This window comes from Nisaea sp. (genome assembly GCF_965216895.1).
In the GTDB taxonomy this organism is placed as follows: Bacteria; Pseudomonadota; Alphaproteobacteria; order Thalassobaculales; family Thalassobaculaceae; genus Nisaea.
Genome location: NZ_OZ244205.1, coordinates 1,708,508 through 1,734,951 on the forward strand (window position 1 = coordinate 1,708,508; position 26,444 = coordinate 1,734,951).

Below are 26,444 nucleotides of genomic sequence, written 5' to 3' on the forward strand. Positions count from 1 at the left end.
TCGTGGAGGATGACCAGTTCGTCAGTCATGCCCTCCGGCTCGCAATGGAGCTTTACGGGATGAAGGTTCAGGTCAATTCAACCGGTCGGCTTCCCGCCGGGCAGCGTGGTCTGGAAGACTTCGACATCGTCGTTACCGATATCGTCATGCCCGATGTCGAAGGAATCGAGCTCATCAGAAACATCAGGAGCGCGCCGTCCGGGATACCGATCGTCGCCATTTCCGGCGGAGGGCTCGGGCAAGCACAAGACTATCTGAAGATCGCAACGTCGTTCGGTGCTGATGCGGTCTTTGAAAAGCCGTTCGACGAAGACAGGCTGATCGAAAAAATCGAAGAGCTCGTGGCCTGATACCGATGCCCCCGCCCAGGGGCACCGGTCGTATGTGTTTCGTCCGGTCGGCCCCGACTTGAGATCATGTCTCAGGACCGTCCTCGGGGCCGCCCCCCTGATCAGTTCGATTTCTGCGCCGGCTCGGCCAGTTCCGACATGGTTCGCACAAGATCGATGATTCGCGTCCGCGCATGTTCCGGCAGGTCCCCCCAGAGACGCACCAGTTCATTCGCCTGACGACGCGCCAGCGGAGACTCCATCTCGACATCGTGCGCGCTGGCAACCGGCGGCGCAATATCGTCGGTCCCCAGCAGCCGGGCCGGCGACTGGGAAATCGTCTGCTCGTCCATCTCGTCGAAGAAGTAGGACACCGGTGTGTTCAAGACCGATGCGACATCGAACAGACGCGACGCGCTGATGCGATTGTCGCCGCGCTCGTACTTCATGTATTGCTGCGACGTGACGCCGATCTTCTGCGCGACGATCCGCTGCGTCATACCCATTTCCTTGCGGCGCCGGCGCAGGCGCGCGCCGACAAATACATCGACCGGATTGTTCGCGTTCGACTTGCCACGATCCGCCGAGTCCTTTTCGGACGCCTGGGCGGAGCCGTCCTCTGCCTCTTCAATCAGAAGATTGGCGGCATTATTCATAATCACCCCCCGATCCCTCTAGAGTTCCCTTAACCGAAAATTGCCAAAACCCCGGAATTCAATGAGGTAGAGACAATAACTTTATCTCTGGTTGAGACTTTTTCCCTAAAAGCATTCTGCTACGCCAAAAAAAGCGCGCCGCCGGAATTTGGTGCCGCGCGATCAAGACCTGAGACGGATCTGTAAAATCTTGCGTGGCTGGCGTCTAGGTCATTAACCATACCATGTTGTGCCAGAACGATCAATTTCTACGTGGTCGTTATAGGTGAATTTTTTGCCACCGAAGAAACAAATACTATTGGTTGCGCACCCCGTTCAGAAGCTGACATTTGCACTAAATACGGGCTTAGTGGCGGCCCGCGCCCATCCTCCGGTCATCAACCTTTACGATTTTGAATTGACCATGGGGAGATAACTTGAAGATTGCATTGTCGAACCCGAAGTCTACTATCCGATCGAAAGGATGCGCCATGAAGGTCGATGTCGCCGTAATCGGCAATGGTCCGACAGCAAGGCTCGCAGCCCACGCCCTTCGCGATGCCGGGTTGGATGCCATAATGGTCGGCCCTCCGGCGGACCGCGGGACGGACCCGCGAACAACCGCACTGATGCCGTCCAGCGTGGATTCGCTCGACAGACTGGGCATCGACGTGCGTGTACGGGCGACGCCCTTGCGCGATCTCAGGATCGAATCCACCGGCCCGTTCGGGCTGATCGCGGAAGACTTCACAGCAGAAGATGCCGGAGAAGAGTTTCTCGCGCAAAACCTGTTTATCCATGACCTGATGGCCGTCATTGCGGACGTTCCGACCGTCGCTGCGCACGCGAAAGGCCTGTTCCCGGGTGACGAGGCGGTCCGCATAGAGACCGAGGACGGCACAACGCTGGAGGCCCGCCTGGCGGTCGCTGCGGACGGGCTGCAATCGATCGCGCGGGAAGCGGCAGGGATCACCCTGCGCAAACGGCCGCTCGGTCGCAGCGCTCTCTGTGTCCCGGTGCGGCTGGAACGTCCGCACCGACGGCTCTGCATCGAGCGCTATGACGATACAGGCACACTGACCCTGATCCCGGTCGCTGAGCACGACGCCTCTCTGATCACGATTGCTTCCCCGGAGGATATCGGGGCCCTGACGGCGTGCGACGACGAGATGATCGCGCGCAAGTTGTCACGCCGTCAGCCCGCCTTCGGAAAGATCGCGTTCAGCGGCGCCAAGGCGGTCTTTCCCCTCAGTATCGGCTTTACCCCCATGCCTGCGCGCAACCGGGTGGTGGCCATCGGCGAGAGCGCGCACATCGCTCCGCCGATTGCGGCGCAGGGCTGGAACATGTCGGTGCGTGACATCGTGACGCTGACCGCCCTGCTGAAGGCCGCACGCGAGGAAGACCGGGACATCGGATCGGCGGAAACCCTCGCAAGCTATGCCCCGCGGCGACAACCCGATGTCGCGGGCCGTCTGTCGGCCATCGGAGCGCTTGCCGGAGTCGCGACCCGTCCGTTCGCTCCGCAAAAATTTCTGCGGCAGGCGGGGCTGATGGCGCTTGGCCGCTTCCAGGGGGCCAAACGCGGCCTTATGCGTGCCGGCCTCAGGTGAAAGGACCGCTGCGGAACGCCGCCGTCGCCCATGTCCTTGCAGCTATGGCCGCAGGCACGGGGGGCTTGGGCGCCGATGCGGCGGAGAGCGCTCTTCCACCGCCCCTGACCGGGCTCAGCTTCGTCATGTCCATCGGTGAAGCACGCGACGCCCTGCCGGAAGCCCGGTATCTGGAAGAAGATCTCGATTTCGGACCTTTGAAAAGCCGGCTGGTGGTGCCGGACTTCGCCACCCTGTCCTCATCCTTCAGGATCTATCTGCAGTTCGACGCAACGGAAAGGCTCCGGCAGGTGCTGCTAGAGCGGCGCGATGCCGCCGCGACGCGCAAGAGCGCCCGCATGGTCCAGGACGCACTTTTTGGCAGCTATGGAAAGCCCACGGAAATCTGTGTGCCGGCGCTGGCGACACCGTCCGACGGCCGGATGACATGGCACACGGCCCACTGGTCGCTGCATCTGATCGGGTTCGACGATCTTGGTCCCGGCATGCTGACCGAGGATGCGGACCGCGGCGACGCGCTGGAGAACAGGCCGATCGCACGCAGTCGGGAAGAGCGGTCCCGCGGCCGCCGGCAGCGCAGCCTGCCACGCCGGATCCTGATCAGGATCCACGCGGCCGGAGACACGCTTCTCCGGCCACCGCCCTGCGATGCCAACTAGCGGATCGACCCCGAAGCGCTCGCACTGCCGGATAGAAATCCGTCAGCGGCGGCGCACCCCGAGAAATGCTCCTGCGACGAAAGGAGAACTCAACATTGTTCAGATGCCTGCCGTGCCAAGACATGCCAAAAATAAATCGACGAATCGTGATTTCGTCGACGATCACGAAGTATACGCCAAGTATTATTTATTTTTTATGTTGATCATTGATCAAAACATGTTTCCTCCACTCGATTTTCTTGAATTTTAATTTTCAGAATCGTGACAAGAAAACCACTGTTATGTGACAGCCAGACTATTGCCGGGAACGGGCCGGGAACTTGACAGCATGCAGACCGCAGTGTGGTCTGACCGTCTCCGAAACAATGGGATTCTTGAAGGGATGCCTGTCTACATCTGGGGCCACCTGACGACGGAGGACGTCGCAGCGCTCGATCCGGCACGGGCGATCGCCCTGCTCCCCGTCGGAGCCGTCGAGCAACACGGTCCCCACCTCCCGCTGGCGACGGACATCCTGATCACGGAAGCGGTCCTCGCTGCCGCGGCCGAACGGGTGCCCGACGACCTGACGCTCCTGATCCTGCCCTCCCAGGCGGTCGGTCTCAGCCCCGAGCATATGAGTTTTGCCGGCACTCTGACCCAGACGGCGGAAACGCTGATCGCGTCCTGGACCGAAATCGGCTGCGCCGTCGCCGCCGCAGGCGTGCGCAAGCTCATCCTTCTCAACAGCCATGGCGGCCAGCCGCAGGTCGTCGACATCGTCGCCCAGCGCCTGCGCAGCGAAGCGGGTCTCCTGGCAGTCCGTGCGAACACCTTCCGTTTCAGTCATCCGGAAGGGTTGATCGCTACGGACGAACTGCGGCACGGCCTCCACGGCGGCCAGATCGAGACCGCCCTGATGCTCTCGATTGCCCCCGATCTGGTGCGAACGGACAAGATCACGGACTTCCCCAATTCCGCCGGAGCCCGGACCTCCGGCTCGAAACGGCTCGGACTGTCCGGCGCCGGCGGTTTCGCCTGGAACGCGGAGGACCTCAACCCGTCCGGCGCGACCGGCGCGGCAAGCCGTGCAACGGCGGATCAGGGCGCCGCCCTGCTCGCCGCTTACGGACAACAGCTCGCGGACCTGATCGCGGATGTCGCGGACTGGCCGTTGAGCGGCGGCACCCCGTTCGGCGGACAAGAATGAGCGGCATCTGGAGAGAGATCCTTGCCGGGCTCGGGAAAAGCATTCCTGAAGATACCGGAGTGGACGCGGATGACGTCCCCTGGGAACTGTATCGCGACCTCGCCGCGGCCTGCGCCGGACGCCCCGCCGTGATCGCCCAGGTCGGACAAAGCCTCGACGGCCGCATCGCGACAGAGAGCGGTCATTCACACTACGTGAACGGACCGGAGAGTCTGGATCATCTGCACCGGCTCCGGGCCATCGCCGACGCCGTGGTCGTCGGCGCGACAACGGCGTTCCTCGACAATCCGCGCCTGACAACCCGGCGGGTGCCAGGTCCGAACCCGGTCCGCGTGGTGATCGACCCGCATGGCCGGGTGCCGGAGAGCCATGCGCTGCTGACCGAACCCGATGCGGAAACCCTGCTGGTGACCAGTGTATCCCGCGCCGGTCTCCGGGCGCATTGCAGTGTATTGGACACCTCAGGCGGAGACCGCCGCGTGGTTCCGCGTCTCCTGCTCTCGACCCTGCGCGCGCGCGGCCTTCGCACCATACTGATAGAGGGCGGCGGCCAGACGATATCGGGATTTCTGTCGGAAGGACTGATCGACCGACTCCAGGTCTCCGTCGCACCGATGATCATCGGCTCGGGCCGCCCGGGACTTGTCCTGCCGGCAATCGAGAGTCTCGATACGGCGCTCCGCTTCGAGAGCCGAACTTACCCGCTCGGCAAGGATACTCTGTTCGACTGCCGGTTCAGCTGAGCGGAACCGCGAAGAGATCGCGGTGGCCGACATAGATCCGGGTCTCGGGGCGGGCCAGCAATGCCACGCCCCAGGCGGCGATCTCCTCTCGGTCGAGCGGCGCGATTTCTCCGGCAGCGGAAACCCAGCCCTCGACCAGCTCGCGCGCGCCCGGATCTCCCGCCGCGAGGCTCCAGTCGCTCGCACCTTCCTCGACCCGGTAGCCACGCACCCTCAATCCCTCGACCAGGGCCGGATGCGCGCCCGGGCCGAGCGCCGGTCCGAAGCCCTTGTCGCCGTGCTGGTGGTCATTCACCAGTGCCTCGAGATTTTCCGCCTCCTCGCGATCGCCCTCGATATCGATCCGCCCGTCATAGGTCAGCACCGCGAGCAAAGCGGAGCCACGCGCAGTCACGGCGTCGAGAAAGCGGTCGAGCCAATCGGCCGAGACGAGATCGAACAATGCCGAGGCTGCGACCAGATCCACCCCTTCGAGCAGCGGGCCGATATCCGATGCCGCGAGATCGATTTCCCGAACCGAGATCCGGTCGTCGGCCTTCAGCGCTGCATTGCCGACGGCCCCTGCGAGCAGCGCCGCGTCGCTGTCCGCAAGGCACCAGTCACACGGCATTTTCAGCAATGGCGCCAGATGGCGCTGGTTATTGCCGGTGCCGGCACCGAGATCGAGCACCCGGAGCGGCTCCCGCCGGCCCTCCGCCCATTGCACGAGTGCGCCCTCGACCTTCGGACTTCGCGCCGCCCGGTCCCAGACCGCGCGCGCCGCGAGCCATTCGGCGGAGAACCCGCCGCTCATTGCAGCGTCACGCCGTCGACGGCGCGCTGAAACGCGGCCTGGGCCTGCGCCCAGTCCGCGAGCCCGGCCGCCGCGTCCCTGCTTCGTGCGGCAAGTCCGAGGCGTGCGTCATGACGCGCCAAGAGCACGCGGAGCTTCCGGCCGAGCGCCTCGACATCGCCCGCCGGTACCCGTTCGGCCGCCGTCCGCACGGCATCGGCGACGGCGCCCTCTTCGGTCGTCACGACCGGAAGCCCGAACGCGACCGCGTCCGCCAGCGCCATTCCGAACCCTTCATGATGGGTCGCGGAGAGGAAGAGGGCGGCCGCGCGATGCAGTGCCAGCAGGTCTCCGTCACCGAGTTCACCGTGGAACGTGACCCGGTCCGCCAGCCCGAGCGCGCCCGCAAGCTCCTCCAACGCCGCCGCATGAGCCGCATCGCGGGGCGCGCCGACGATGTCGAGGTGCCAGTCGAGATCCGGACAGAGTGCCAGGGCCCTGAGCGCGATGTCGTGTCCCTTGCGCGGCGTCAGGCTCCCCACCGTGAGAACGCGGACCGGAGTCCCCTCGCCTCCCGTCCAGGCTTGACCGCGGGCCCACCCGGCGCTGCCCGGCTCGACCACGCGAACGGAGGACGGGTTCACAGCGAAATCCCGGAGGCGCAAAGCCGTCCGGCCGCTCGAGACGACGACGCGGGCGACGTCGGCCAGCACTGCTTTCTCGGCCTCGAAAAACGCTGCCTTCTCGCGCTCGCTGAGCCCGGTCTCGTCGGCCAGCGGATGGTGGATCATGGCGACCACGTCGAGCCTCGGGGCGTGCTGGGCAACCGCCTGACCGAGTGCGGTCAAAGCCAGCCCGTCGATCACGCAGACGGCGCGGTCCGGCAGTCCGGCCAGCACCGCCGCTCCGGCCGCAATGTCGTAAGGCGCCGCGCGCGGAAAATCGCCGGCAAGCTCATGCACTGCGCCGAGCCGTCCGGCCGCTTCCAGCCCCTCGATCATCAGCCGGTCGTAGATGAATCCGCCGGTGAGCGTCCCGAGCGGCCCCGGGACGATGAAATGGACCGGTGCGCCGGGCTCCTGCAGCCGTGCCGGGGTCACAACGGTCCCTCGTAGGAGGCCCAGGCGATGTGGGACTCGTGCAGCGTGACTTTCATACCGGCGAGCGCCTTCGCGCCTTCGCCGAGAGCGCCGGCGGCGATCGAGGCGGCCATGGCATCGAAGATGTGCCTGGCGAGGAACTCGGTCGTCGTGTTCTCGCCGGCAAACGCTGGCAGATCGTCGAGATTGCGGTAGGCGAGCGGCGCCAGGACCGCCTTGAGCTCTTCCGAAGCGGCGCCGATATCGACCACGAGATTGTCCGCATCCAGCTCCGTCCGGCGGAACTCGACATCGACCACGTAGGTCGCTCCGTGCAGGCGCTGCGCCGGCCCGAAGGTCGGGGAACTGAAGCTGTGCGCGATCATGACATGGTCGCGGACGGTGAGTGCATACATGAAGATCTCCAGTCAGTCAGAATATCGGATGCGGTGGCAGAGAGTCTCGGGCGCGCCGGATGCAAGCGCTGCCATGACCTGCGGCAGGTCCTCGAAAGGGCTTTCTCCGGTGATCAGCACGTCGAGTGCCGGGTCGTCGAGCAGACCGATGGCTTCGGCAAGGCGTTCCCGGTGCCGCGCGCCCTGGCGCCGCGACGGGGCGACCGCGCCGACCTGGGACGCCTGGATCGCCAGGCGCTGGGAATGGAAGGCCCCGCCGAGCGGCAACGAGACCTCGCGATCGCCGTACCAGCTGAGTTCGATGATCGTCGCCTCGAAGGCGGCAAGGTCGAGCGCCCGGCGCAGACCGGCCTCTGTCGCGCTCGCATGGAAGAGCAGGCTGAAGCGCTCCGGATGTCCACCCGCTCCGGCATATCTCAGGCCGAGTTTCTCGCAGATCGCCGCCCGGCTTTCCACCGGATCGAAAACCCAGACCTCCTCGCCCCAGAAGCGCTGCGCGAGGTAGCCGGTGAGCAGCCCGACCATGCCTCCGCCGATGACGCAGAGCTCCGGCGCGCGCGCGGCCTCGGCGTCCCAGACCGCATTGAGCGCGGTTTCCATGTTCGCAGCGAGCACCGCGCGTTCCGAGGAGACCTTTTCCGGCAGCGGGATCACCGCTTCAGCCGGGAGAATGTAGCGGGTCTGGTGCGGATATAGCGCGAAGACCGGTGTGCCCTTCGCGAGCGTGTCCCCACCCGCAACCCGGCCGACGGAGGCATAGCCGTATTTCACCGGCCCCGGGAAACGCCCCTCCTGGAACGGGCAGGCCATCCGGTCCCATTCCGAGCGCGGCACACCACCCCGGAAAACGAGGCTCTCGGTGCCTTTGCTGATCGCGGAATAGAGTGTGTCGACCAGCAACGCGCCGGTCGGCGGCTCGAGGAGCGTCTCCTCGCGGATCTCGCCCTGCCCGTTGCCATGCGACCAGAATGCTCTCGCAACGCGCCTGTTACCGCCCGACTCTGTTTTCATGGTTCCCGTCCGGACGTCCCGCCCGCATGTTCGTCCCTTAAGGCCTAATATGAAACGCCTCTTTCGCGCAGCAATACCTGTCGTGAGCCTGCGCGCCGTTCCGGTGTGACCGGCGGCATGACCGTCACCGGCCGAGGCGGTTCCAGGTTCGAGTAATCCGCGCCTGCCCTCCGTGACATCCGGGCGAAAAGGCTGGAGGAACAGCGATCTCCTCATCCGTCGCCAGTACCGCAAATGCGGCGATGAAGGCCTGGTTTTCTGACCCGGTACGAACAAGGGCCGGCATGGCCGGCCCTTGCGCATTCGATTGAGCTGACGCCTCAGGCGCCCGGTTGCTGCACCAGACGGAGATAGGGGCGCTGCTCGTCCCAGCCGCCCGGGAACAGCTTGCGGGCCTCCTCGTTGGAGAGCGCCGGGACGATGATGCAGTCGTCGCCATCCTTCCAGTTCACCGGTGTCGCGACCTTGTGCTTGTCGGTCAGCTGGAGGGAATCGACCACGCGCAGGATCTCGTCGAAATTCCGCCCGGTGCTGGCCGGGTAGGTCAGAATCAGGCGGACCTTCCTGTTGCTGTCGATGATAAAGACCGAGCGCACCGTCAGCGTGTCGTTCGCGTTCGGGTGGATCATGTCGTAGAGATCCGCGACCGTACGGTCGTGGTCCGCAATCAGCGGAAAATTGAGGCTGTTGCCCTGGGTCTGCTTGATGTCGTCGGCCCATTTCTCATGGTCGCCGAGACCGTCGACGGAGAGCCCCAGCACCTTGACGCCGCGCTTGTCGAACTCCGGCTTCAGTCCGGCCATGTAGCCGAGTTCGGTGGTGCAGACCGGAGTGAAATCCTTCGGATGCGAAAACAGAATCACCCAGTTGTCGCCGGCATAATCGTAGAAATTGATTTTGCCTTCGGTAGAGTCCTGGGTGAAATCGGGTGCCACGTCGCCAAGACGAATGGTCATGGCTGTCTCCTTCGCTCTCTTATGTAGAATTGGCCCTCTCAAAGCCGGCGGCACTATAGGTGGGTCCGGCGGTGATTGAAACCGCCGGACCGGCCTTATTCGGTGCCATTTCCCACAGAGCGGCCGGAGAGCGTCAGGGCAGCTCCATGCCGCGCTGCAGGGCCGGGCGCGCCATCATGGCGTCGTACCAGCGCTTCACGTTCGGGAACTGGGCGAGATCCACTTCCTGCCAGTCGTGCCGGAACACCCAGGGCAGCGTCGCGAAATCGGCGATCGAGACCTCGTCGTTGGCGAGATAGTCCCGGCCTTCCAGACGGCTGTTCAGCACGCCGTAGAGACGCAGGCACTCCTTGCCGTAGCGCTCGATGCCGTAAGGCACCTTCTCCTTGGCGGCGCGCTTGAAATGGTGCACCTGGCCGAAGATCGGACCGATACCGCCCATCTGGAACATCAGCCACTGGATGACCTCGTAGCGCTTCGCCATGTCGGACGGCATGAACTTGCCGGTCTTCTCGGCGAGATACATCAGGATCGCACCGGATTCGATGACCGTGTAGGGCTTTCCGTCCGGGCCGTCCGGATCGATGATCGCCGGAATCTTCGAGTTCGGGTTGATGGCGATATATTCCGGCGTGAACTGGTCGTCCTCGCCGATATTGATCGGATGCAGGTTGTACGGAATCCCGCACTCCTCCAGCATGACCGTGACCTTGCGGCCATTCGACGTCTTCCACGTGTAGCAATCTATCGGTGCCGTCATGGCGTTCCCCCCTCTGAATTCTGGAACCTGCATACAAGAAAGACGGTTGCCACCGCGCAACCGTCTTTTCGGAACGGGTCTTATTCGGCCGCGGCGAGCCGGCCCTCGTTGGCAACCGCCCAGATCTTCTCCTGGGTCGCCGGCATGTCGATATTCACCACGCCGAGCGCATCGCAGACGGCGCTGATCGCCGCCGGCGGGGCGCCGATGGCGCCCGCCTCGCCCGAGCCCTTGATGCCGAGCGGATTGGTCGTGCACCAGACATTGTGCGTGGTGAAGTCGATCAACGGGACCTGGTCGGCACGCGGCAGGTTGTAGTCCATGTAGGAGCCGGTCATGAGCTGGCCACTCTCCTCGTCATAGACCGCATGCTCGTAGAGCGCCTGGCCGATTCCCTGGCCGACGCCGCCATGCACCTGGCCCGCCAGCATGTTCGGATTGATCACCGAACCGAAATCGTCGACCACGGTGTAGCGCTGGATCTCGGCGATGCCGGTATCCGGGTCGATCTCCAGTTCGCAGATATGGCAGCCGTTCGGGAAGGTCGCCGCTTCCGGCACCCGGTGATGCGTGGTGTCGAGGTTCTCCTCGCCCTCCGCCTGCCGCTTCACGTCGAAGAGTGACATGGTCTTGTCGGTCCCCGCGACGGTGAAGGTGCCGTCGGCGAATTCGATATCCTCGATGGCGGCTTCCATGACGCGGGCCGCGACCTTCTTGCCCTTCTCGACGATCTCGCGGCCGCCGAGCAGTACCGCGACGCCGCCTACCGGAAGCGCACGGGAGCCGCCGGTCAGGCCCGGAGGCGTGCGGTCGGTATCGCCCTGGATAATCCTGATCCGCTCGCCGTCGATGCCGAGCACGTCACCCAGCACCTGGGCATAGGCGGTCTCGTGCCCCTGCCCGTTCGACTGGTTGCCGATATAGATCTCGATCTTGTCGTCCTCGGTGAAGCGGATGTCGGCGGTCTCCGGATTTCCGCCGCCGCATTTCTCGATGTAGTAGCCGAGCCCGATGCCGCGCAGCCTGCCGCGCTTCTCCGACTCCGCCTTGCGCGCCGGGAAACCGTCCCAGTCCGCCCGCTTCATGCATTTCTCCATGACGGTCTGGAACTCGCCGGTGTCATAGACATTGCCGAGCGTGGTGCTGTAGGGCATCTGCTCTGGCCTGATGTAATTCCGGCGGCGGATCTCGTCACGCGTGAGCCCGGTTCCGGCCGCGCAATTGTCCATCACCCGCTCGATCAGATAGGCCGCTTCCGGACGCCCGGCGCCGCGATAGGCGTCGGTCGGCGTGGTATTGGTGACGACGCCCTTCACGTTCACATAGATGCTCGGGATGTCATAAACGCCCGAGAGCATGTGGGTGCCGGCCTCGGTCGGGATGAAGGCCCCGAAATTGGAGAGATAGCCGCCGAGATTTGCATAGGTCTCGACTTTCATGGCGATGATCTTGCCGTTGTCGTCGAGAGCCGCCTTCACATAGCTGATATTGTCCCGCCCCTGGGTATCGGACATGAAGGCTTCCGAGCGGTCCGGAGTATATTTCACCGTCCGCTTCAGGCGCCGCGAAGCCCAGGCGATCAGGCACTGTTCGGGATAGAGAAAGATCTTCATCCCGAAGCCGCCGCCGACATCGGTGGTGAGGCAGCGCAGCTTGGACTTGTCGATCTTCAGAACCGTCTCCGCCAGATGCGGATGTATGAAGGACGGGCCCTGGGTCGAGCTGTAGAGCGTGGTCCGGTCACTTTCCGCGTCATAGAGACCGATGGCGCCACGCGGCTCCATGGAATTGACGATGATGCGATTGTTCACCACGCGAGTCTCGACCACCTTCGCGGCGCGCGTGAAGGCGGCGTCGTTGATCTCGAGATCGCCCTTGTGCCAGTCGAAGCAGACATTATCCGGGATATGGTCGTAGAGCTGGGCCGCGCCCGGCTTTGTCGCCGCCTCGGCATCGGTCGCCGCCGCGAGCGGCTCGTAGTCGATCTCGATCAGCTCGGCGGCATCACGGGCGGCTTCCTGCGTCTCCGCGATCACCATGGCGACCGGAGTGCCGACATGACGCACCCTGTCGCCTTCGAGGATCGGTCGCGGGGTATCGGCCCGCGGGCTGCCGTCCTTGTTTGGCGCCGGCGCGAGCGAGGGCAGATCGCCGAGACCGTCTTCCTGCACGTGCTTGTTGGTCAGAACCGCGACCACGCCCGGCATCGCCTCGGCGTCGGCGGTCTCCACCGACCTGATCTTCGCGTGGGCATAGGGCGAGCGGAGAATATAGGCGCGCAGCGCGCCGTCCGGCGCAACGTCGTCCGTATAGTTCCCCTGGCCGGTCAGAAGGCGCTGGTCCTCGACACGTTTGATCGCCTGACCGATACCGAATTTAACCATCAATAGCCTCCATGTCGGATCGCGACCTGATTGCCGCGCCGTTGATCTTTCGGGCGGGATGTTAGGAGGGGAGAAGTCTGGCGCTCAAGCATGAATTGGGTTAGCTAGACTCCTCTTCACCTACCCGTCACAGAGATAAGGGCTCGACGCCCGTGGTCAAACCCGGCTCGCCCGACAACACGGGCATCCCCGCATTCGCAGTCTTTCTGCTCGCCATGCTCGCCCTGCTCTGGGGCCTGAACTGGCCGGTGATGAAGCTGTCTCTCGCGGAATATCCGCCTTTCGTGTTCCGCGCCGTCGCCGGTCTCTCTGCCGCTGTCGGATTGTTCACGCTGGCCCGCGCGCGGGGCTTGCCGCTGCGCGTGCCCCGGTGCGAGTGGAAGGGCCTGCTGATCGTCTCCGTGCTCAACATGTCGATCTGGAACATCGCGGTGCTGTATGGCGTCGACCTGATGGAGTCCGGGCGCGCGGCGATCCTCGCCTATACCATGCCGCTCTGGGCCTCGCTGACAGGCGCCTGGCTGGTGAAAGAGCGTTTGAGCATCCGCTCGATGCTGGCCCTCGGCCTCGGGCTTGTCGGCATGGGGCTGCTGTTCTTTGGCGACGAACGCGCGCTCTCGGGCGGGCCGCTTGGCCCGGCGCTTGTGCTGTTCGCCGCCGTCGCCTGGGGCTCCGGCACCGCGGCAGTGAAGTACTTCGGCTTCTCGATCCCCGTCACCGTACTGACCGGCTGGCAGCAGTTGCTCGGCGCCGTGCCGATCGCGCTTATCGCCGGACTCTGGGACTACCAGCACATGCCGGAGAGCGTCAGCCTCTGGCCCACCATGGGTCTCGTCTACAACATGACGGTGACCGGGATCTTCTGTTACTGGGCCTATTTCAACGTGGTCAGGATGCTGCCGGTCGTGGTCTCGACCGTCGGCACGCTGATGGTGCCGGTGATGGGCGTGGTGTTCGACGCGATGATCTTCGGCACCGTGCCGGGGCTGGTCGATTATGCCGCGCTCGCCGCCGTCGTCTCCGCCGTCTTCCTTGTAATGACCCGGCAGGCGCGCTGACCCCTAGACAAGGGCATAGTGCACGGCGCTCAGCACGGGAACCAGCACGGCCCAGACCACCAGCACGTAGAGCAGATTCGGACCGAAGGCGACATTGAGCGGCCGGACGCCGAACATGGATCCCGCCGTCACTACCGAGAGTGAGGCGATAGAGATCATCGACCCGAGGCCCCAGCCCGCCAGCATTGCCTCGTAGAGCGCGAGCGGCAGGACACCGTGCGGCAGGCTGGTCAGCGCGGCGAGGAAGATGGTGCCGGTGATGATCGGATGAATGCCGACGATCGCCGGAAGAAGCTGGATCCCGATCATCGCCGCCAGCAGGACCGGCGCCGGAAGGCCGCCCTCGAGCAGGGGCGCGACGTGGATGATCAGCGCGTCCGCTTCGCCCGCCACGGTCCCGACCACCATCGCGACGACAATGAGCGCAAGATCATCGCCCATCCGGCTCATTGCGGCCGCCGTCTCCTCGAAGACCGGGCGCAGTTGCTCCGGATGGCGCTGGAACTGGATCGCGCAGAGCACGGGCATGACCACGATGATCGAACCGAGGGTCGAAAGCGGTGTCAGGGCGCCGACAAGGATGACCGTCCCCGCCGCGAAACCCAGCCGCGGTGCGATCGGACCGAGACAGGCCAGCGCATCGCCCACGGCACCGAGACTGAAAGGGCGCGCGAACATGGCAAGTGCGATGGCGATGGAGAGACAGACGCAGAGGAAGCCGAATGGCACGACCTGCCAGAGTTCCACCTCCGGCAGGTAGGTGCCGGCCACCGCGAAGCCGACAAAGAAGGGGGACCATAGCACCGAAATGTTCATGCCGCGCATGGCGGCGCGTGCCGCGGTCAGGCGGCGCTCCTCGGTCGCGTCCTGCTTGATCACCGCGGAAACAAGGGCGAAGGCACCGGTGTTGAGCACCGAGCCGAACACCGTCGTGCCGATGGCGATGCCGACATCGGCGGCCCGCCCCGGCAGCGACGCCAGACGCTCCTGGCTGACACGCACCGACGGCATGCGGAGCGCCACGGCCTTGGTCATCTGCAGGGTCGGCAGCAGACCAGCGAAGATCAGGCTGCGCTCCAGCCCGCGCAAGGCGTCTGCGGGTCCGGCCACGGTGAACAGAAGGGCCAGCGTGATGAGACCACCGCCGAACATCAGGAATTTGGTCTCGCGCCGCGCCCGCGGCAGCGTCAGGAGCACGAAAACCAGCAGCCCGATACCGGTCAGGTGGTCCAGCATCGGCGCGGAAACGAAAAGGCCAGCGACGGACCCGCTCCAGACCGCAGCCAGGAGCAGTACGCGCCAGTCCTTGAAAATGTGCGGTGAAATGTCGGCTCTCCGGCAGAGGAGCGATTGCGAGCTCGGAAAGCCGGAGACTGCCCGCCGCCTTGCGATTTTGCAATCCTCCGGCGACCGACAGATCCGGCTCCGAACCGTCTTCCGCCAAGGGAGCCAACGTGTTATCGGTATTCTATCGAATTTGGCACAAATTTAGGTCGGGCGAGTATCAATGAGCGACACTTCGAACACCAGCGGCGCCGGCAAGGGCGGTCAGCAGCCGAACATCGTGATTGCCCCCGAATGCCAGGACATTTTCGTCGACGGTGTGATCGGCGCCATGGTGCGGGACGGTGTCGTGCGGATCAATCTGGTCAATACGCGCTTCAATATCGACGGCTCGCAGGTCGAACATGCCGTGGTCTCGCGGATGATCATGTCGCGCTCCGGCGTCCGCAACCTGCATGCGGCTCTCGAGCAGCTCATGGGACGTCTCACCCGCTCCGCCGACGGCCGGCGTGAAGAAGACCGGGCGGAAGACGAGGACTGATCCGTTTCGCGATCAGATCGTCGCGTGCTGCAGCACGGTGAGATTCGCCGCGCGGATCATCTGCGCCAGATTGTGCAGCACCAGCACCAGCACGGACGGGTAATCCACGAGCACCTGACGGAACTCGCTCGGCGGCATCGCGGCGACCACGCAATCTTCGATCGCCTGTACCTCGGCGGAGCGTGGCCCGCCGTCCAGCGCGGAGAGCTCCCCGAAATAGGAGCCCCTGGCGAGCGCGTCCAGATGCAAGGCATTCCCTATGATCGTGTGGTTAAGGACTTCCGCCCTGCCGGAGAGCATGAAGTAGACATCATGATCAGCACCGCCGGTTGAAATGATCGCCTCGCCGGCCCGGAAGTTGCGCTTGATACAGAGTGCCGCGATTGCCGCGCGCTCGTTTTCCCCGAGGTCCTGGAAAATCGAGATCCGGCCGATCTCCTCGGCACTCACCGGTTCGCCATCGACATCCCGATTGTTCGCACTCATCTGAATCCCGCCCGTTTGCTTTATCAATGTCCCGCCACTTTGTATGCCCAGCCTGTCCGGTGCAACACTGCTCCGGTTGCGGACCGGGTTCAAAGGCGGCCATCGATGCGCAGCTGACGCAAAGCGGCGGCGATCGCCCGGGAATCGCCGAGCCCCGTATGGGCACCCGCCACCTCTTCCAGGCCGAGCCGGGCAGGCAATCCGGAACTCACGGCTTCCCTGTTCGGCACACCCAGTGCTTGCGCTATGTCGGGACGGATATTCGAGAACAATCCAGCCGCGAACGGCCAGTCCATGCCCACCCATTCTGCGTTCTGCACCAGATCCGACCAGTCCGCCCCGTTGCTGAGCACAGCGCGGGCATCGCCGACAAACGTGGCGAATAACGAAAGGGCTTCGGCAAACCCGACCGCCTCGCGCTCCAGGTCCGCGTTGCCGATACCTGTAAGTGCCGTGAAATACTCAGAAAGGACCGGATTCTTTTCCGGCTGCACCAGGATCTCGAAACTGTCGAGCTCCGCCATCGGCATCGCCGCGTCGAGCTTCACGGCACCGATCTGAACGACCTCCATATACTCCCCAGGCCCGCTCCAGTTGCGGGCGAGCGACCCTTCCCAGGCGGTGATCTCGAGATCGAACACCACAATACGGCCATGCTCGGGAAAGCCCGCGAACGGCGCCGCTGCGATGCTTCCGGTAACACGGTCTGCGCGTCCGCTCATGTGGCCGGTCCTCCGGACTGGTTGCATAGGGGCTGGCTTTCGAGCCGCCGCAGACGCTACAGTTCACTCCCGTTCCTGCCAAGCGAAAGACCCATGACCACAGATCTTGTTCATATCGGCTGCGGCGCCGGTTTCGCAGGGGACCGCAAGGATGCCGGTGGCCCGGTCGTCGACACGCTCGCGAAACGCAACGGCCCGAAGTACCTGATCTTCGAGACACTGGCCGAACGCACCCTGGCGTTGGCGCAGAAGCAGAAACTGAAGGATCCGGAAAAAGGCTACTCGCCCTTTCTCGAAGCTTATGTTCGCCCCGTCCTGGAACGCTGCCTCGCGCACAGGATCCGCATCGTCTCCAATTTCGGCGCCGCGAATCCGATGGCCGGCGCGCGCAAGATCCTGGATATCGCGGAAGAGCTCGGCTGCCGGCCCCCGCGGATCGCGGTCGTCTCCGGCGACGACCTGCTCGCCATCATGAACGAAGGCGAGATCCGCGCGCACAAGACCATCGAGGGCCTGTCGATCAGCGATGGCATTGTCGCCGCCAATACCTATATCGGAGCCCGGCCCATCGCGGAGGCGCTCGCCGGCGGAGCGGATATTGTCGTGGTCGGACGTACCACCGATCCGGCGCTGGTCCTCGGCCCGCTGATTCATGAGTTCGGCTGGGCGGAAGATGACTGGGACCGGCTCGCGGCCGGTACGCTCGCTGGCCATCTGCTCGAATGCGGCGCCCAGATAACCGGTGCCTACTTTGCCGACCCCGGTTTCAAGGACGTGCCCGATCTTGCTCATGTCGGCTTTCCGGTCGCCACGATCGGGTCCGACGGGGAGATCAAGGTTTCGAAGGCAGAGAATACCGGAGGTGCGGTCACGCCCGCCAGCGTGAAGGAGCAGATCCTCTACGAGATGCACGATCCATCGGCCTACCTGACGGCCGACGTGGTCCTCGACATCACCGGCGTGACGGTCGTCCAGGACATGGAAAACGTCGTCGCGGTCCGCGGCGCCAGGGGCAAGCCCCGGCCGGACACGCTGAAGACGACGGTCAGCTTCGACGGCGGCTGGCTTGGCGAGGCGGAGATCAGCTATGCCGGGCCAAATGCTTTGGCGCGCGCGGAACTCGCCCGCGACGTGATCCGTGAGCGTTGCCTGGAGCGCGGCAGCAATGCCGAGTACCGTTTCGACATTGTCGGGCTGTCCAGCACGTTCGACGGGGGTAGCGCCCCATATCCGGACCGCCCGGCGCCCCCGCCCGACGGAGACTACAGGGTCCGTGCCGCGGTTGCCTCGCATTCGAAGGCAGTCGCGGAAGACCTGGCCGACGAGGTCCTCAGCCTTTATTGCTCGGGCCCCGCCGGCGGCGGCGGCTTTCGGCGGAACATCACGGCGCAGATCCATACGGCCTCGATTTTGGTGGACCGGAACCGGCTCGCACCCTCTGTCAGCTATTGCGGAGCGGAGAAATGACCATCGTGCTCGAGACCGTCCGCCTGAAGCTGCACGACATTGCCCATGGGCGTAGCGGCGACAAGGGCAACCGCTCGAACATCAGCGTGATTCCCTATTCGGACGCGGCCTACCCGCTGCTGCTGGAGCAGGTAACCGAAGCGAAGGTACTGAAGCTCTTCGCCCACAAGGGCGCGAGCGCGGTCAAACGCTACGAGCTGCCGAGCCTGCCGGCGCTCAATTTCGTCATCGACGATGCGTTGGAGGGCGGCGTCAACAGTACGCTCAATCTCGACCTGCATGGCAAGACGCTGTCCTTCATGCTGCTTGCCATGCCGATCGAAATCCCGCTCGAAAAGGTTCGGGAGTTCACCAACGGGCGGCGGGCTTAGGATCAGCCGCCCGATTTCTTTGACGCTTCGAGCTGAGCGGCCAGGATTGCCTCCCGCATCTTCGCCGGAAGCAGCCCGATTCGCTCGGCAGCCTCTTCAGCATTCAACTCGCACACCTCTTCTTCCCCGAGCGATTTCGCCGCGGTTTCAAGCTCGCTCCGATACTTCTTCAGACCGGCTTCAACCGCGGCAACCGCCTGACGGCCGATCTCGATTTCATGCAGCACGGTCTCATACCGCGCCTCGACATCGAGGCGCTTCAGTTTCATGTAATCCCCGTGGTCGGGAATCAGTTTCTCGAGCGACGGCAGCAAGGTGCTCTCGAAATACTCTTCGGCAACCCGGCGGCTTTCGCTCTTGATCCCGAAAAGATCGAAGCCGACCGGCTTCGCCAGGCGACGGATTCCGAGACGCACCACCTCGAGCGCATAGTTTGTGTCGTAGTTCCCGCAGAGCTGGTCGAGCGTTTCGCGCGCCTTGCCCGGGCTTTCGTAGCAGCGGAAAAAACCCTGCGCCAGAGCATCCAGCTTCATCTCGTGCTTCGTGATGTAGCGCTTCTCGAGTTCGAGATAGGTTTCGTCCTTCTGATGCTCTTTCAGGCTGCGTGTGACTTTCCTGTGAAGCTTCTGGCAATCGGTAACAACCGATTGCAATGCCCGATAGCGCAGCAGCATCGTGGGCTGCGCCATTGCCTTGTCGAATTCGGCCCGCAGGGAATCGAGAACCGACGAACCGGCACCTGAAGCACTCATCTACCAATCCATATCTGCAACGCGGCTGACGCCTCAGCCGAACCACTCCAATCACAGGAAGGACTGGATCGCCCCTATATTTGCGTGCGACAAAGGAGACAGTCTAGCCACTATTCCATCGAGATCAGGATACATGTTGAGACGCGAGGATGACCGGTTGCTGACCGGCCACGGACTCTATGTTGACGACCTGCAGCCTGAGAACGTCGCCCATGCGGTCGTGGTACGTTCGGCTTATGCGCATGCACGCCTCGTCTCGGTCGCGGTCGAGGATGCGAGAGCCGCGCCGGGTGTGCTGGCAATCGTTACCGGCGAAGACCTGCTGCGCGAAGGCGTCGGCATGATGCGTTCCCGTATGCCCATGATCGGCCATGACGGCGCGCCGATGATCGAGCCGGACCGACCGGCGCTCGCGCAGGGCGCGGCGAAATATGCCGGCCAGCCGGTCGCGTTGGTCGTCGCCGAGACCAAGGCGGCGGCCCTGGAAGCGGCCGAACTGGTGAATATCGAGTACGATGACCTCGAGCCGGTCACAGAGCTGGAGCGCGCGGTTTCTCCCGACGCCCCGCAACTGTGGCCGGAGGCTCCGGGCAATGTCAGCCTGGACTGGCGAATCGGAAATGGCGGCGAGGTCGACGCGGCCATTGCGGCCGCCGACCATGTCGTCGAACTCACGGTCCAGCACCCACGCGCCGTGATCGCACCGGTGGAGCCGCGCGGCTGCGTCGGCGAATACGATGCCGTGACCGGCAAGTACGTGCTGCATACGCCGAGCCAGGGCGTGGTCATGCTGCGTGCCGCGATGGCGGAAGCGCTCGGCGTTGACGAAACCCGGATGCGGGTCATCACCAACGATGTCGGCGGCAGCTTCGCGGCCAAGATCTGGCCCTATCCCGAACAGATCCTCTGCCTGCTCGCCGCGCGCCTGACCGGCCGCCCGGTGAAATGGATCGCGGAACGGACCGAGAGCTTCGTCGCCGACGCGCCGGGCCGCGGACGGCTCGACCGGGCAACGCTGGCCCTGACCCGGGACGGTAAAATCACCGCCTTCCGCATCGACGCGCTCGCCGACATGGGGGCGTTTCTCAATGCAGTGAACCCTTCGATCGTCACCAAGGGCGCGGTCCGTGTTTTCACCTCCTGCTACAAGATCGAAGCAGCGGAGTACCGTGTGAAGGCGGTTTTCACCAACGCCACCCCGACTGACGCCTATCGCGGCGCCGGAAAGCCGGAGAGTGCCGGCACGCTCGAACGCATCATCGACTACGCGTGCGACAAACTCGGCTTCGACCGCGCGGAGATCCGGGCGAAGAACCTGATGCAGCCCGCCGACCTGCCGTTCCATACGCCGATGGGTGAAGATTACGACGGCGGCGACTATCCGGAAATCTTCCGCAAGGCGCTGGCCAAGGCGGAAATCGACGCGTTTCCGGAACGCCGCGCCGAGACCGAGTCCAAGGGCAAGTGCCGTGGTGTCGGCTTCGGCATCCATGTCCACGCGACCGGCGGCTCCACCGCCGAGCGCAGCAAGGTAGAACTGACCGGCGACGGAAGGGTGCGGGTCCGCACAGGCACTCAGGATTCCGGCCAGGGCCACCAGACCACCCTCGCCCAGGTCGCGGCCGAGACCCTCGGAATCGATCCGGGCCAGGTGATCGTCGAGCAGGGCGACAGCGCCAATCTCGCGGTCGGCGGCGGCACCGGCGGCTCCTGCCTGATGCCGATCGCCGCCAACACGGTACACCGCGCCGCCGTCGAGATGGTCGAGAACGGCAAGAAACTCGCCTCTCACATCATGGAAGCCGCCGTCCAGGACATCGAATACGAAGCGGGCAGCTTCAAGGTCGCGGGGACCGACAAGGCAATCTCCTTCCCCGAGCTGATGGCCCGCATGGGCGACATTCCCCCGGACACGCTGGAGCCCGGCCTGCGCGGCGGTTGCGTCGGCGAGATGGATTTCGAGGGCAAACATACGACATTCCCGAACGGCGCCTATGTCGTCGAGGTCGAGGTTGACCCGGAAACAGGCAAGGTTGCCGTCGACCGTTTCGTCGGACTGGACGATCTCGGCCGCATCGTGAACGAGCCCCTTGCCTTCGGGCAGGTCACCGGGGGCATCGCCCAGGCGATCGGCGAGGTCCTGATGGAAGGCAGCGTCTACGACCCGGATTCGGGCCAGCTGCTGACAGGATCGCTCATGGACTACGCTTTCCCGCGCGCCGACGACGTCCCCTTCATCGACCACGGCTGGGCCGCAACACCGTCGCCGAACAGCCTGCTCGGGGTGAAAGGCGTCGGCGAGGTCCCGTCCATCGGAAGCCCGGGCCCGATCATGAATGCCGTAATCGACGCGCTCTCGCCCTACGGCGTCAAACATATCGATATCCCGATGACTCCGGAGAAAATCTGGAGCGCGATCCACGCCAACGACTGACGAGAGGCCGGCGACAAGACCGGCCACAAGCTAGGGAGGATAACATGGCAGGCTCCACCAAGATGACCGGTGGGACGGCGCTGGTCCGCGCCCTGACGGAGAACGGGATCGACACGGTCTTCGGCCTCCCGGGCATCCAGCTCGACGGGCTCTTCAACGCCTTCCATGACGCGCGCAACAACCTGCGCGTCATCAATGCCCGCCACGAGCAAGGGACGGCCTACATGGCCTTCGGCTATGCCCAGTCGAGCGGCAGGATCGGCACCTATGCCGTGGTTCCCGGCCCCGGTCTGCTGAACACTTTCGCAGCACTCTCCACGGCTTACGGCTGCAACACGCCGGTACTGGCGCTGACCGGGCAGATCCCGAGCGAGACCATCGGACGCGGCCTCGGCATGCTGCACGAAATCCCGGATCAGCTCGGGCAGATGGAACGTCTGACCAAGTGGTCACGGCGCATCGAGCATCCCTCCCAGGTCCCGGCCGCCATGGACCAGGCGTTCCGCGAGCTGCGCGGCGGCCGTCCCCGGCCGGTCGGGATCGAGATGGCGCTGGACCAACTCCACAAGACCGCACCGGTCGGCCCCATCACGGCAACGCCGGCCCCGGATGCGCCGGAGCCCGATCCGGAGCAGATCGACGCCGCGGCGCAATTGCTGGGTGGGGCCGCCAGTCCGATGATCTTCGTCGGCGGGGGTGCCTACGAGGCGTCGGAGGAGATCCGCGAGCTCGCCGAGATGCTGCAGGCACCGGTGGTGTCCTACATGAACGGCAAGGGCGTGCTCGACGACCGGCACCCGCTCTCCCTGCACCATCCGGCGGGCAACCGGCTCTGGGGAGATGCGGATGTCGTGATCTCGATCGGCTGCCGGCTGCAGCACGAGCGGATGACATGGGGCACGGACGACCGGCTGAAGGTGATCCATGTTGATATCGACCCGACCGAACTGACCCGGGTCGCGAAGCCCGATATCGGCATCGTCGCAGACGCCGGCGATGCCGTGCGGGAACTGCTCGCCAAGATTCCACCCTACAACCGCGAACGGCCGTCGCGAACCGAGGAAATGGAAGCGCTGAAGGCCGACTTCCTGCACCAGTTCAAGGAAAGGCTCGGCCCGCAGATGGAATGGGTCGCCGCTCTGCGCGCTGCCTTGCCGGAGGACGGCTATCTGGTCGACGAATTCACCCAGGTCGCCTATGCCTGTCGAATCGGCTTCCCGACCTACGGGCCGCGGACCCTCGTCTCGCCCGGCTATCAGGGCACGCTCGGCTACGGATATGCCACCGCGCTCGGCGTCCAGGTCGCGCATCCCGACAAGCAGGTACTGTCGATCAACGGCGACGGCGGCTTCATGTACACGATGCCGGAGCTCGCCACTGCCGTGCATCACGGGATCAACGTGGTCGCCGTGATCTTCGCCGACGGCGCCTACGGCAATGTGATGCGGATGCAGAAAGAGCTCTACGACAACCGGGTGATCGCCAGCCAGTTCACCAATCCCGACTTCGTGAAGCTCGCGGAAAGCTGCGGTGCGCTAGGCTTGCGCGCGACCACGCCGGACGAGCTGAGGTCCCGGATCGAGGAAGGCTTCGCCGCCGGGCGGCCGACCCTGATCGAGGTGCCGGTTGGCGAGATGCCGGAACCGTGGCCCGTGATCCGCCCCGGACCGTCCCGGCCGAAACGGTAGCTGTGCTGCCCGGCCGGAACGCTCCCACAGCCCCAGAAGAAGGAAGCAATCATGGCCGAAACAGCTCTCATCGTCGGCGCGGGCGCAGGTCTCAGCGCCTCTCTCGCACGGCACTGTGCGAACGAAGGCATGAAGATCGCCCTCGCCGCGCGAAACACGGACAAACTCGGTCGGCTGGCGGGGGAAACCGGGGCGTTTGTCCACGAATGCGACGTTGCGGACAAGGACAGCGTCGCCACCCTCTTCTCCTGGCTCGATGAAACGCTCGGCACGCCGGACCTGGTTGTCTTCAACCCGTCCAAGCGAGTCCGCGGGCCGCTGGTGGGACTCGATCCCGACGAGGTACTGGCGGCCACAACGGTCAGCTGTCACGGCGCTTTTCTCGTTGCCCAGCAGGCTGCCCGGCGGATGCTGAAAGCCGGCAGGGGCAGCATTCTCTTCACCGGCGCCTCCGCCGGCGTGAAGGGCTATCCGCAATCGGCGCCTTTCGCGATGGGCAAGTTCGGACTGCGCGGCCTGGCTCAGTCCATGGCGCGCGAACTGCATCCGCAGAATATCCATATCGGGCATTTCGTCATCGATGGCGGCATCCGGACCAAGGACGACGATCGCGAAACTCCGGGTGAGGACAAGCTGCTGGATCCTGACGCGATCGCCGAGACCTATTTGCAGTTCCATCGCCAGCCGCGTTCGAGCTGGGCCTGGGAGGTCGAGCTGCGTCCATGGAAAGAAACCTTCTGACGGAATGGTCGGCATCGCCTTCACTCGCCTGACAGAGATCGCTCCGGGGGAGATCGCCGCGCACATGTCCGATCCCCGGATGACGCAGCACATGCCCCTTCTGACCCGGTCGTGGGACCGGGAGACCGCGACGGCGTTCGTCGCTGCCAAAGAAGCCTGCTGGAATCGCGACGGGCTTGGGCATTGGGCGATTCTTCTGGACGGCGCCTATGCCGGCTGGGGCGGTTTCCAGAAGGAAGGCGAGGATTGGGATTTCGGCCTTGTGCTGAAGCCCGAGCGGTTCGGTCTCGGCCCACTCATCGCCCGAAAAGCGTTGGATTTCGCCCGGGCCGACCGGCGCATCCCTTATGTAACGATTCTCCTGCCACCGTCCCGCAAGCACTTCGGTGCCCTCACCCGTCTCGGCGCGGAATTCGTCGGGGACGTCAGCCACGCCGGTGCAGGCTTCCTGAAGTTCCGGTTCGAGACGCCCTAGCGCGGTCCGGCTCCGGACTGTTACTCCCGTGCCACAAGACGGCACGAAAAGCACCTATCCGAATACGACGGCGAAGTTTCCCCTTTTAAACTACACCGTAGAGTTCCATATATCGGTCCGACATAGAAATCGTATATCGGACCGATATACCGGAGCGCCCGATCCATGGACGTCAAGACACTCTGCCTCGCGGTTCTCAGCCGACGGGACTCCACGGGTTATGAAATCCGCAAGCAGTTTGCGGAAGGCCCGTTCGCGCATTTTCAGAAAGCCTCGCTCGGTGCGATCTACCCCGCGCTCACCAAAGCCGCGGAAGAAGGTCTCGTCACCGTGACGGCCGAGGCGCAGGACGGGCGGCCCGACAAGAAAATCTACAGCCTGACATCTGCCGGCGCCGAAGCTTTGTACCAGGCCTGTCAGACGGAACCCGGAGATGACCAGTTCCGCTCCGATCTACTCTTCCTGATATTCTTCGCCGCTCATCAGTCTCCGGAGAAAATCGCCCGTCTCGTCGACGAACGGATCGCCCGCTATGAGGCGTCGGTCGCGGACCTGCATGCCAAGGCGGAGACCTGTTCCGGCGACGAACCCGGAAAGGACTTCGTACGCGGTCTCGGTTGCGCAATCTACAAGGCAGCGGCCGATTACATGCGGCAGAACCGCACCGCCCTACTGGAAAAGCTTCGCTCGGAGGCTCGACATGCCGCCGAGTAAGAGCCGACGTCCTGCTTATCCGTCACTTCAGCCTGCAGAGGCCCCATGAGACTCAATCGCTCCCTGTTGCTGGCCGCCTTGATCGCGATTGGCGCGACCGGCTGGATCCTTTCGGGTCAATTCGCCAATGGTGCACGAACGGACGAGGAAACGGCCGCGGCATCCGAAACTTCCGCCGAGGCTCCGGAACTGACTTCCGTCCGGATTCGCGAGAGCGTCGCCGAGCCTTACCGCTCGGCGGTGATCATTTCAGGCCGGACCGATGCCTCGCGCCATATCGAGCTGAAAGCCCAAATCCTCGGCAAGGTGGTCAAGATCGGCGCGACGGAAGGAACGCCGATCACAGCCGGTGAGACGATTTTGCGCCTCGACCCGGAAGACCGCGAAGCACGGCGACAGATGGCGAAAGCCCGGATCGAGCAGCGCCAGACAGAATTCACCGCGGCCGACAAACTCGCGAATAAGGGCTTTCAGGCCAAGACCCAGCGGGCCGCTACCTATGCCGACCTGCAGGAAGCAAAAGCCGACCTGGCCGAAATAGAGGAAGAGATCCGCCGCCTGACGATCAAGGCCCCGTTCGATGCCATCCTCGACGATATCCAGGTCGAGGTCGGCGACGTTGTCCAGAGCGGCGACCCGGTCGCCACGCTCTACGATCTCGACCCGATCCTCGTCGTGGCCCAGGTCTCGGAACAGGAAAGGATCAAGCTGAAGGTCGGGCAACCCGGCGCTGCGCGCCTGCTTGACGGAACGGAGCTTACCGGAACCATTCGCTACATTACCGCCGCAGCCGATCCGGCAACCCGGACCTTCAAGGTCGAGCTCGAGGTTCCGAACCCGGGCATGGAGATCGAGCAGGGCATCACGACCGGAGTCGTCCTGCCGCTGCCCGAGGTCTTCGCGCACAGGCTCTCTGCCGGGGTCTTTACCCTAAACGACGAGGGCCGCCTCGGCGTGATGATCGTCGACCGCGACAATATTGTGCGCTTCCACAAGGTGAGCGTGATCGACAGCGATGCCGACTGGGCCTACGTGACCGGACTCCCGGAACGGGTCCAGCTGATTTCCGTCGGCCAGGAATTCGTCACCGACGGCGAGAAGGTCCGCGCCGTTCCGGAAGAGATCGTCGGCACCCCCGAAGCGAAGGCAAGCTGAGGCCCGCCCC

27 protein-coding genes are annotated in these 26,444 nt (G+C 64.3%); 15 read left to right on the plus strand and 12 right to left on the minus strand.

The genetic code is table 11. The features are described from left to right. Window positions 1-2 precede the first annotated feature (2 nt). Window positions 3-350, plus strand: coding sequence for a response regulator (locus ACOOE1_RS08195; protein ID WP_420405854.1), 348 nt, complete (start codon window positions 3-5; stop codon window positions 348-350). Between the two features lie 101 nt (window positions 351-451). On the opposite strand, the gene ACOOE1_RS08200 is transcribed toward ACOOE1_RS08195, so the two are convergent. Beyond that, the gene (locus tag ACOOE1_RS08200; protein WP_420406413.1) at window positions 452-985 is read right to left on the minus strand and encodes a helix-turn-helix domain-containing protein; all 534 of its coding nucleotides are present in this window, start codon (window positions 983-985) and stop codon (window positions 452-454) included. 470 nt (window positions 986-1,455) lie between these two features. On the opposite strand from ACOOE1_RS08200, the gene ACOOE1_RS08205 reads away from it, so the two are divergent. From ACOOE1_RS08205 to ACOOE1_RS08220, 4 genes are all read left to right on the plus strand, one after another. Then, window positions 1,456-2,577, plus strand: a complete 1,122-nt coding sequence (locus tag ACOOE1_RS08205; RefSeq protein ID WP_420405855.1) for an FAD-dependent monooxygenase — start codon at window positions 1,456-1,458, stop codon at window positions 2,575-2,577. Then, a complete protein-coding gene (locus tag ACOOE1_RS08210) occupies window positions 2,574-3,236 on the plus strand; it encodes a hypothetical protein (protein ID WP_420405856.1) in 663 nt (220 codons plus the stop codon). The genes ACOOE1_RS08205 and ACOOE1_RS08210 overlap by 4 nt, the downstream gene beginning before the upstream one ends. Window positions 3,237-3,618: 382 nt before the next feature. Then, window positions 3,619-4,425, plus strand: coding sequence for a creatininase family protein (locus ACOOE1_RS08215; protein ID WP_420405857.1), 807 nt, complete (start codon window positions 3,619-3,621; stop codon window positions 4,423-4,425). Beyond that, window positions 4,422-5,168 (plus strand): RibD family protein, encoded by a 747-nt coding sequence (locus ACOOE1_RS08220; protein WP_420405858.1) that lies wholly within the window; start codon window positions 4,422-4,424, stop codon window positions 5,166-5,168. The genes ACOOE1_RS08215 and ACOOE1_RS08220 overlap by 4 nt, the downstream gene beginning before the upstream one ends. On the opposite strand, the gene ACOOE1_RS08225 is transcribed toward ACOOE1_RS08220, so the two are convergent. From ACOOE1_RS08225 to ACOOE1_RS08255, 7 genes are all read right to left on the minus strand, one after another. Further along, entirely contained in the window at window positions 5,161-5,961 is an 801-nt protein-coding gene (locus tag ACOOE1_RS08225; RefSeq protein ID WP_420405859.1) for a class I SAM-dependent methyltransferase, read from the minus strand. The genes ACOOE1_RS08220 and ACOOE1_RS08225 overlap by 8 nt on opposite strands. Beyond that, a complete protein-coding gene (locus tag ACOOE1_RS08230; protein WP_420405860.1) occupies window positions 5,958-7,040 on the minus strand; it encodes a glycosyltransferase family 4 protein in 1,083 nt (360 codons plus the stop codon). The genes ACOOE1_RS08225 and ACOOE1_RS08230 overlap by 4 nt, the downstream gene beginning before the upstream one ends. After that, on the minus strand, window positions 7,037-7,435 hold the full coding sequence (locus ACOOE1_RS08235) for a 6-pyruvoyl trahydropterin synthase family protein (protein WP_420405861.1): 399 nt from the start codon (window positions 7,433-7,435) through the stop codon (window positions 7,037-7,039). Before ACOOE1_RS08235 ends, ACOOE1_RS08230 begins: the two co-directional genes overlap by 4 nt. A gap of 12 nt (window positions 7,436-7,447) precedes the next feature. Beyond that, window positions 7,448-8,446, minus strand: coding sequence for a zinc-dependent alcohol dehydrogenase (locus ACOOE1_RS08240; RefSeq protein WP_420405862.1), 999 nt, complete (start codon window positions 8,444-8,446; stop codon window positions 7,448-7,450). Between the two features lie 320 nt (window positions 8,447-8,766). Beyond that, window positions 8,767-9,402: a peroxiredoxin gene (locus tag ACOOE1_RS08245; RefSeq protein ID WP_420405863.1), complete on the minus strand. Its 636-nt coding sequence runs from the start codon at window positions 9,400-9,402 to the stop codon at window positions 8,767-8,769. A 133-nt stretch (window positions 9,403-9,535) separates the two neighbouring features. Next, window positions 9,536-10,162, minus strand: a complete 627-nt coding sequence (locus ACOOE1_RS08250) for a glutathione S-transferase family protein (protein ID WP_420405864.1) — start codon at window positions 10,160-10,162, stop codon at window positions 9,536-9,538. Window positions 10,163-10,242: 80 nt separating this feature from the next. Then, on the minus strand, window positions 10,243-12,546 hold the full coding sequence (locus ACOOE1_RS08255) for a xanthine dehydrogenase family protein molybdopterin-binding subunit (protein WP_420405865.1): 2,304 nt from the start codon (window positions 12,544-12,546) through the stop codon (window positions 10,243-10,245). A 152-nt stretch (window positions 12,547-12,698) separates the two neighbouring features. Between ACOOE1_RS08255 and ACOOE1_RS08260 the strand changes: the two genes are divergently transcribed. Beyond that, window positions 12,699-13,604 carry a DMT family transporter gene (locus ACOOE1_RS08260; RefSeq protein ID WP_420405866.1) on the plus strand — a complete coding sequence of 302 codons (906 nt, stop codon included), beginning with the start codon at window positions 12,699-12,701 and terminating at the stop codon, window positions 13,602-13,604. A gap of 3 nt (window positions 13,605-13,607) precedes the next feature. On the opposite strand, the gene ACOOE1_RS08265 is transcribed toward ACOOE1_RS08260, so the two are convergent. Further along, window positions 13,608-14,840, minus strand: a complete 1,233-nt coding sequence (locus ACOOE1_RS08265; RefSeq protein ID WP_420405867.1) for a hypothetical protein — start codon at window positions 14,838-14,840, stop codon at window positions 13,608-13,610. 271 nt (window positions 14,841-15,111) lie between these two features. On the opposite strand from ACOOE1_RS08265, the gene ACOOE1_RS08270 reads away from it, so the two are divergent. Continuing rightward, on the plus strand, window positions 15,112-15,429 hold the full coding sequence (locus ACOOE1_RS08270; RefSeq protein WP_420405868.1) for a hypothetical protein: 318 nt from the start codon (window positions 15,112-15,114) through the stop codon (window positions 15,427-15,429). A gap of 12 nt (window positions 15,430-15,441) precedes the next feature. On the opposite strand, the gene ACOOE1_RS08275 is transcribed toward ACOOE1_RS08270, so the two are convergent. Beyond that, window positions 15,442-15,915 carry a Crp/Fnr family transcriptional regulator gene (locus ACOOE1_RS08275; RefSeq protein WP_420405869.1) on the minus strand — a complete coding sequence of 158 codons (474 nt, stop codon included), beginning with the start codon at window positions 15,913-15,915 and terminating at the stop codon, window positions 15,442-15,444. Between the two features lie 89 nt (window positions 15,916-16,004). Beyond that, a complete protein-coding gene (locus ACOOE1_RS08280) occupies window positions 16,005-16,637 on the minus strand; it encodes an exonuclease domain-containing protein (RefSeq protein WP_420405870.1) in 633 nt (210 codons plus the stop codon). Between the two features lie 93 nt (window positions 16,638-16,730). On the opposite strand from ACOOE1_RS08280, the gene ACOOE1_RS08285 reads away from it, so the two are divergent. Together ACOOE1_RS08285 and ACOOE1_RS08290 are read left to right on the plus strand one after the other, a co-directional pair. Continuing rightward, a complete protein-coding gene (locus tag ACOOE1_RS08285; RefSeq protein WP_420405871.1) occupies window positions 16,731-18,104 on the plus strand; it encodes an acyclic terpene utilization AtuA family protein in 1,374 nt (457 codons plus the stop codon). After that, a complete protein-coding gene (locus tag ACOOE1_RS08290) occupies window positions 18,101-18,475 on the plus strand; it encodes an AtuA-related protein (RefSeq protein ID WP_420405872.1) in 375 nt (124 codons plus the stop codon). The genes ACOOE1_RS08285 and ACOOE1_RS08290 overlap by 4 nt, the downstream gene beginning before the upstream one ends. Before the next feature lie 2 nt (window positions 18,476-18,477). On the opposite strand, the gene ACOOE1_RS08295 is transcribed toward ACOOE1_RS08290, so the two are convergent. After that, window positions 18,478-19,227 carry a hypothetical protein gene (locus tag ACOOE1_RS08295; protein ID WP_420405873.1) on the minus strand — a complete coding sequence of 250 codons (750 nt, stop codon included), beginning with the start codon at window positions 19,225-19,227 and terminating at the stop codon, window positions 18,478-18,480. A gap of 133 nt (window positions 19,228-19,360) precedes the next feature. Here ACOOE1_RS08295 and ACOOE1_RS08300 point away from each other — a divergent pair, with 133 nt between their 5' ends. The 6 genes from ACOOE1_RS08300 (at window position 19,361) to ACOOE1_RS08325 (ending at window position 26,434) form a co-directional block, all read left to right on the plus strand. Continuing rightward, complete coding sequence (locus ACOOE1_RS08300) at window positions 19,361-21,661, plus strand: xanthine dehydrogenase family protein molybdopterin-binding subunit (RefSeq protein ID WP_420405874.1); 2,301 nt, start codon at window positions 19,361-19,363, stop codon at window positions 21,659-21,661. Between the two features lie 44 nt (window positions 21,662-21,705). After that, the gene (locus ACOOE1_RS08305; RefSeq protein WP_420405875.1) at window positions 21,706-23,349 is read left to right on the plus strand and encodes a thiamine pyrophosphate-dependent enzyme; all 1,644 of its coding nucleotides are present in this window, start codon (window positions 21,706-21,708) and stop codon (window positions 23,347-23,349) included. Window positions 23,350-23,400: 51 nt separating this feature from the next. Next, window positions 23,401-24,090 carry an SDR family NAD(P)-dependent oxidoreductase gene (locus ACOOE1_RS08310; RefSeq protein ID WP_420405876.1) on the plus strand — a complete coding sequence of 230 codons (690 nt, stop codon included), beginning with the start codon at window positions 23,401-23,403 and terminating at the stop codon, window positions 24,088-24,090. Between the two features lie 64 nt (window positions 24,091-24,154). Beyond that, window positions 24,155-24,565, plus strand: a complete 411-nt coding sequence (locus tag ACOOE1_RS08315) for a GNAT family N-acetyltransferase (protein WP_420405877.1) — start codon at window positions 24,155-24,157, stop codon at window positions 24,563-24,565. Between the two features lie 165 nt (window positions 24,566-24,730). Next, a complete protein-coding gene (locus ACOOE1_RS08320; RefSeq protein ID WP_420405878.1) occupies window positions 24,731-25,279 on the plus strand; it encodes a PadR family transcriptional regulator in 549 nt (182 codons plus the stop codon). Window positions 25,280-25,324: 45 nt separating this feature from the next. Beyond that, window positions 25,325-26,434, plus strand: coding sequence for an efflux RND transporter periplasmic adaptor subunit (locus ACOOE1_RS08325; RefSeq protein ID WP_420405879.1), 1,110 nt, complete (start codon window positions 25,325-25,327; stop codon window positions 26,432-26,434). The last annotated feature ends 10 nt before the right edge of the window (window positions 26,435-26,444 follow it).

Coding starts and splice junctions, on each gene's coding strand:
- ACOOE1_RS08200 (WP_420406413.1), bottom strand. CDS start 985: ATGAATAATGCCGCCAATCTTCTGATTGAAGAGGCAGAGGACGGCTCC.
- ACOOE1_RS08205 (WP_420405855.1), top strand. CDS start 1,456: ATGAAGGTCGATGTCGCCGTAATCGGCAATGGTCCGACAGCAAGGCTC.
- ACOOE1_RS08215 (WP_420405857.1), top strand. CDS start 3,619: ATGCCTGTCTACATCTGGGGCCACCTGACGACGGAGGACGTCGCAGCG.
- ACOOE1_RS08220 (WP_420405858.1), top strand. CDS start 4,422: ATGAGCGGCATCTGGAGAGAGATCCTTGCCGGGCTCGGGAAAAGCATT.
- ACOOE1_RS08225 (WP_420405859.1), bottom strand. CDS start 5,961: ATGAGCGGCGGGTTCTCCGCCGAATGGCTCGCGGCGCGCGCGGTCTGG.
- ACOOE1_RS08235 (WP_420405861.1), bottom strand. CDS start 7,435: ATGTATGCACTCACCGTCCGCGACCATGTCATGATCGCGCACAGCTTC.
- ACOOE1_RS08240 (WP_420405862.1), bottom strand. CDS start 8,446: ATGAAAACAGAGTCGGGCGGTAACAGGCGCGTTGCGAGAGCATTCTGG.
- ACOOE1_RS08245 (WP_420405863.1), bottom strand. CDS start 9,402: ATGACCATTCGTCTTGGCGACGTGGCACCCGATTTCACCCAGGACTCT.
- ACOOE1_RS08250 (WP_420405864.1), bottom strand. CDS start 10,162: ATGACGGCACCGATAGATTGCTACACGTGGAAGACGTCGAATGGCCGC.
- ACOOE1_RS08255 (WP_420405865.1), bottom strand. CDS start 12,546: ATGGTTAAATTCGGTATCGGTCAGGCGATCAAACGTGTCGAGGACCAG.
- ACOOE1_RS08265 (WP_420405867.1), bottom strand. CDS start 14,840: ATGCTGGACCACCTGACCGGTATCGGGCTGCTGGTTTTCGTGCTCCTG.
- ACOOE1_RS08270 (WP_420405868.1), top strand. CDS start 15,112: ATGAGCGACACTTCGAACACCAGCGGCGCCGGCAAGGGCGGTCAGCAG.
- ACOOE1_RS08275 (WP_420405869.1), bottom strand. CDS start 15,915: ATGAGTGCGAACAATCGGGATGTCGATGGCGAACCGGTGAGTGCCGAG.
- ACOOE1_RS08280 (WP_420405870.1), bottom strand. CDS start 16,637: ATGAGCGGACGCGCAGACCGTGTTACCGGAAGCATCGCAGCGGCGCCG.
- ACOOE1_RS08285 (WP_420405871.1), top strand. CDS start 16,731: ATGACCACAGATCTTGTTCATATCGGCTGCGGCGCCGGTTTCGCAGGG.
- ACOOE1_RS08290 (WP_420405872.1), top strand. CDS start 18,101: ATGACCATCGTGCTCGAGACCGTCCGCCTGAAGCTGCACGACATTGCC.
- ACOOE1_RS08295 (WP_420405873.1), bottom strand. CDS start 19,227: ATGAGTGCTTCAGGTGCCGGTTCGTCGGTTCTCGATTCCCTGCGGGCC.
- ACOOE1_RS08300 (WP_420405874.1), top strand. CDS start 19,361: ATGTTGAGACGCGAGGATGACCGGTTGCTGACCGGCCACGGACTCTAT.
- ACOOE1_RS08305 (WP_420405875.1), top strand. CDS start 21,706: ATGGCAGGCTCCACCAAGATGACCGGTGGGACGGCGCTGGTCCGCGCC.
- ACOOE1_RS08310 (WP_420405876.1), top strand. CDS start 23,401: ATGGCCGAAACAGCTCTCATCGTCGGCGCGGGCGCAGGTCTCAGCGCC.
- ACOOE1_RS08315 (WP_420405877.1), top strand. CDS start 24,155: ATGTCCGATCCCCGGATGACGCAGCACATGCCCCTTCTGACCCGGTCG.
- ACOOE1_RS08320 (WP_420405878.1), top strand. CDS start 24,731: ATGGACGTCAAGACACTCTGCCTCGCGGTTCTCAGCCGACGGGACTCC.
- ACOOE1_RS08325 (WP_420405879.1), top strand. CDS start 25,325: ATGAGACTCAATCGCTCCCTGTTGCTGGCCGCCTTGATCGCGATTGGC.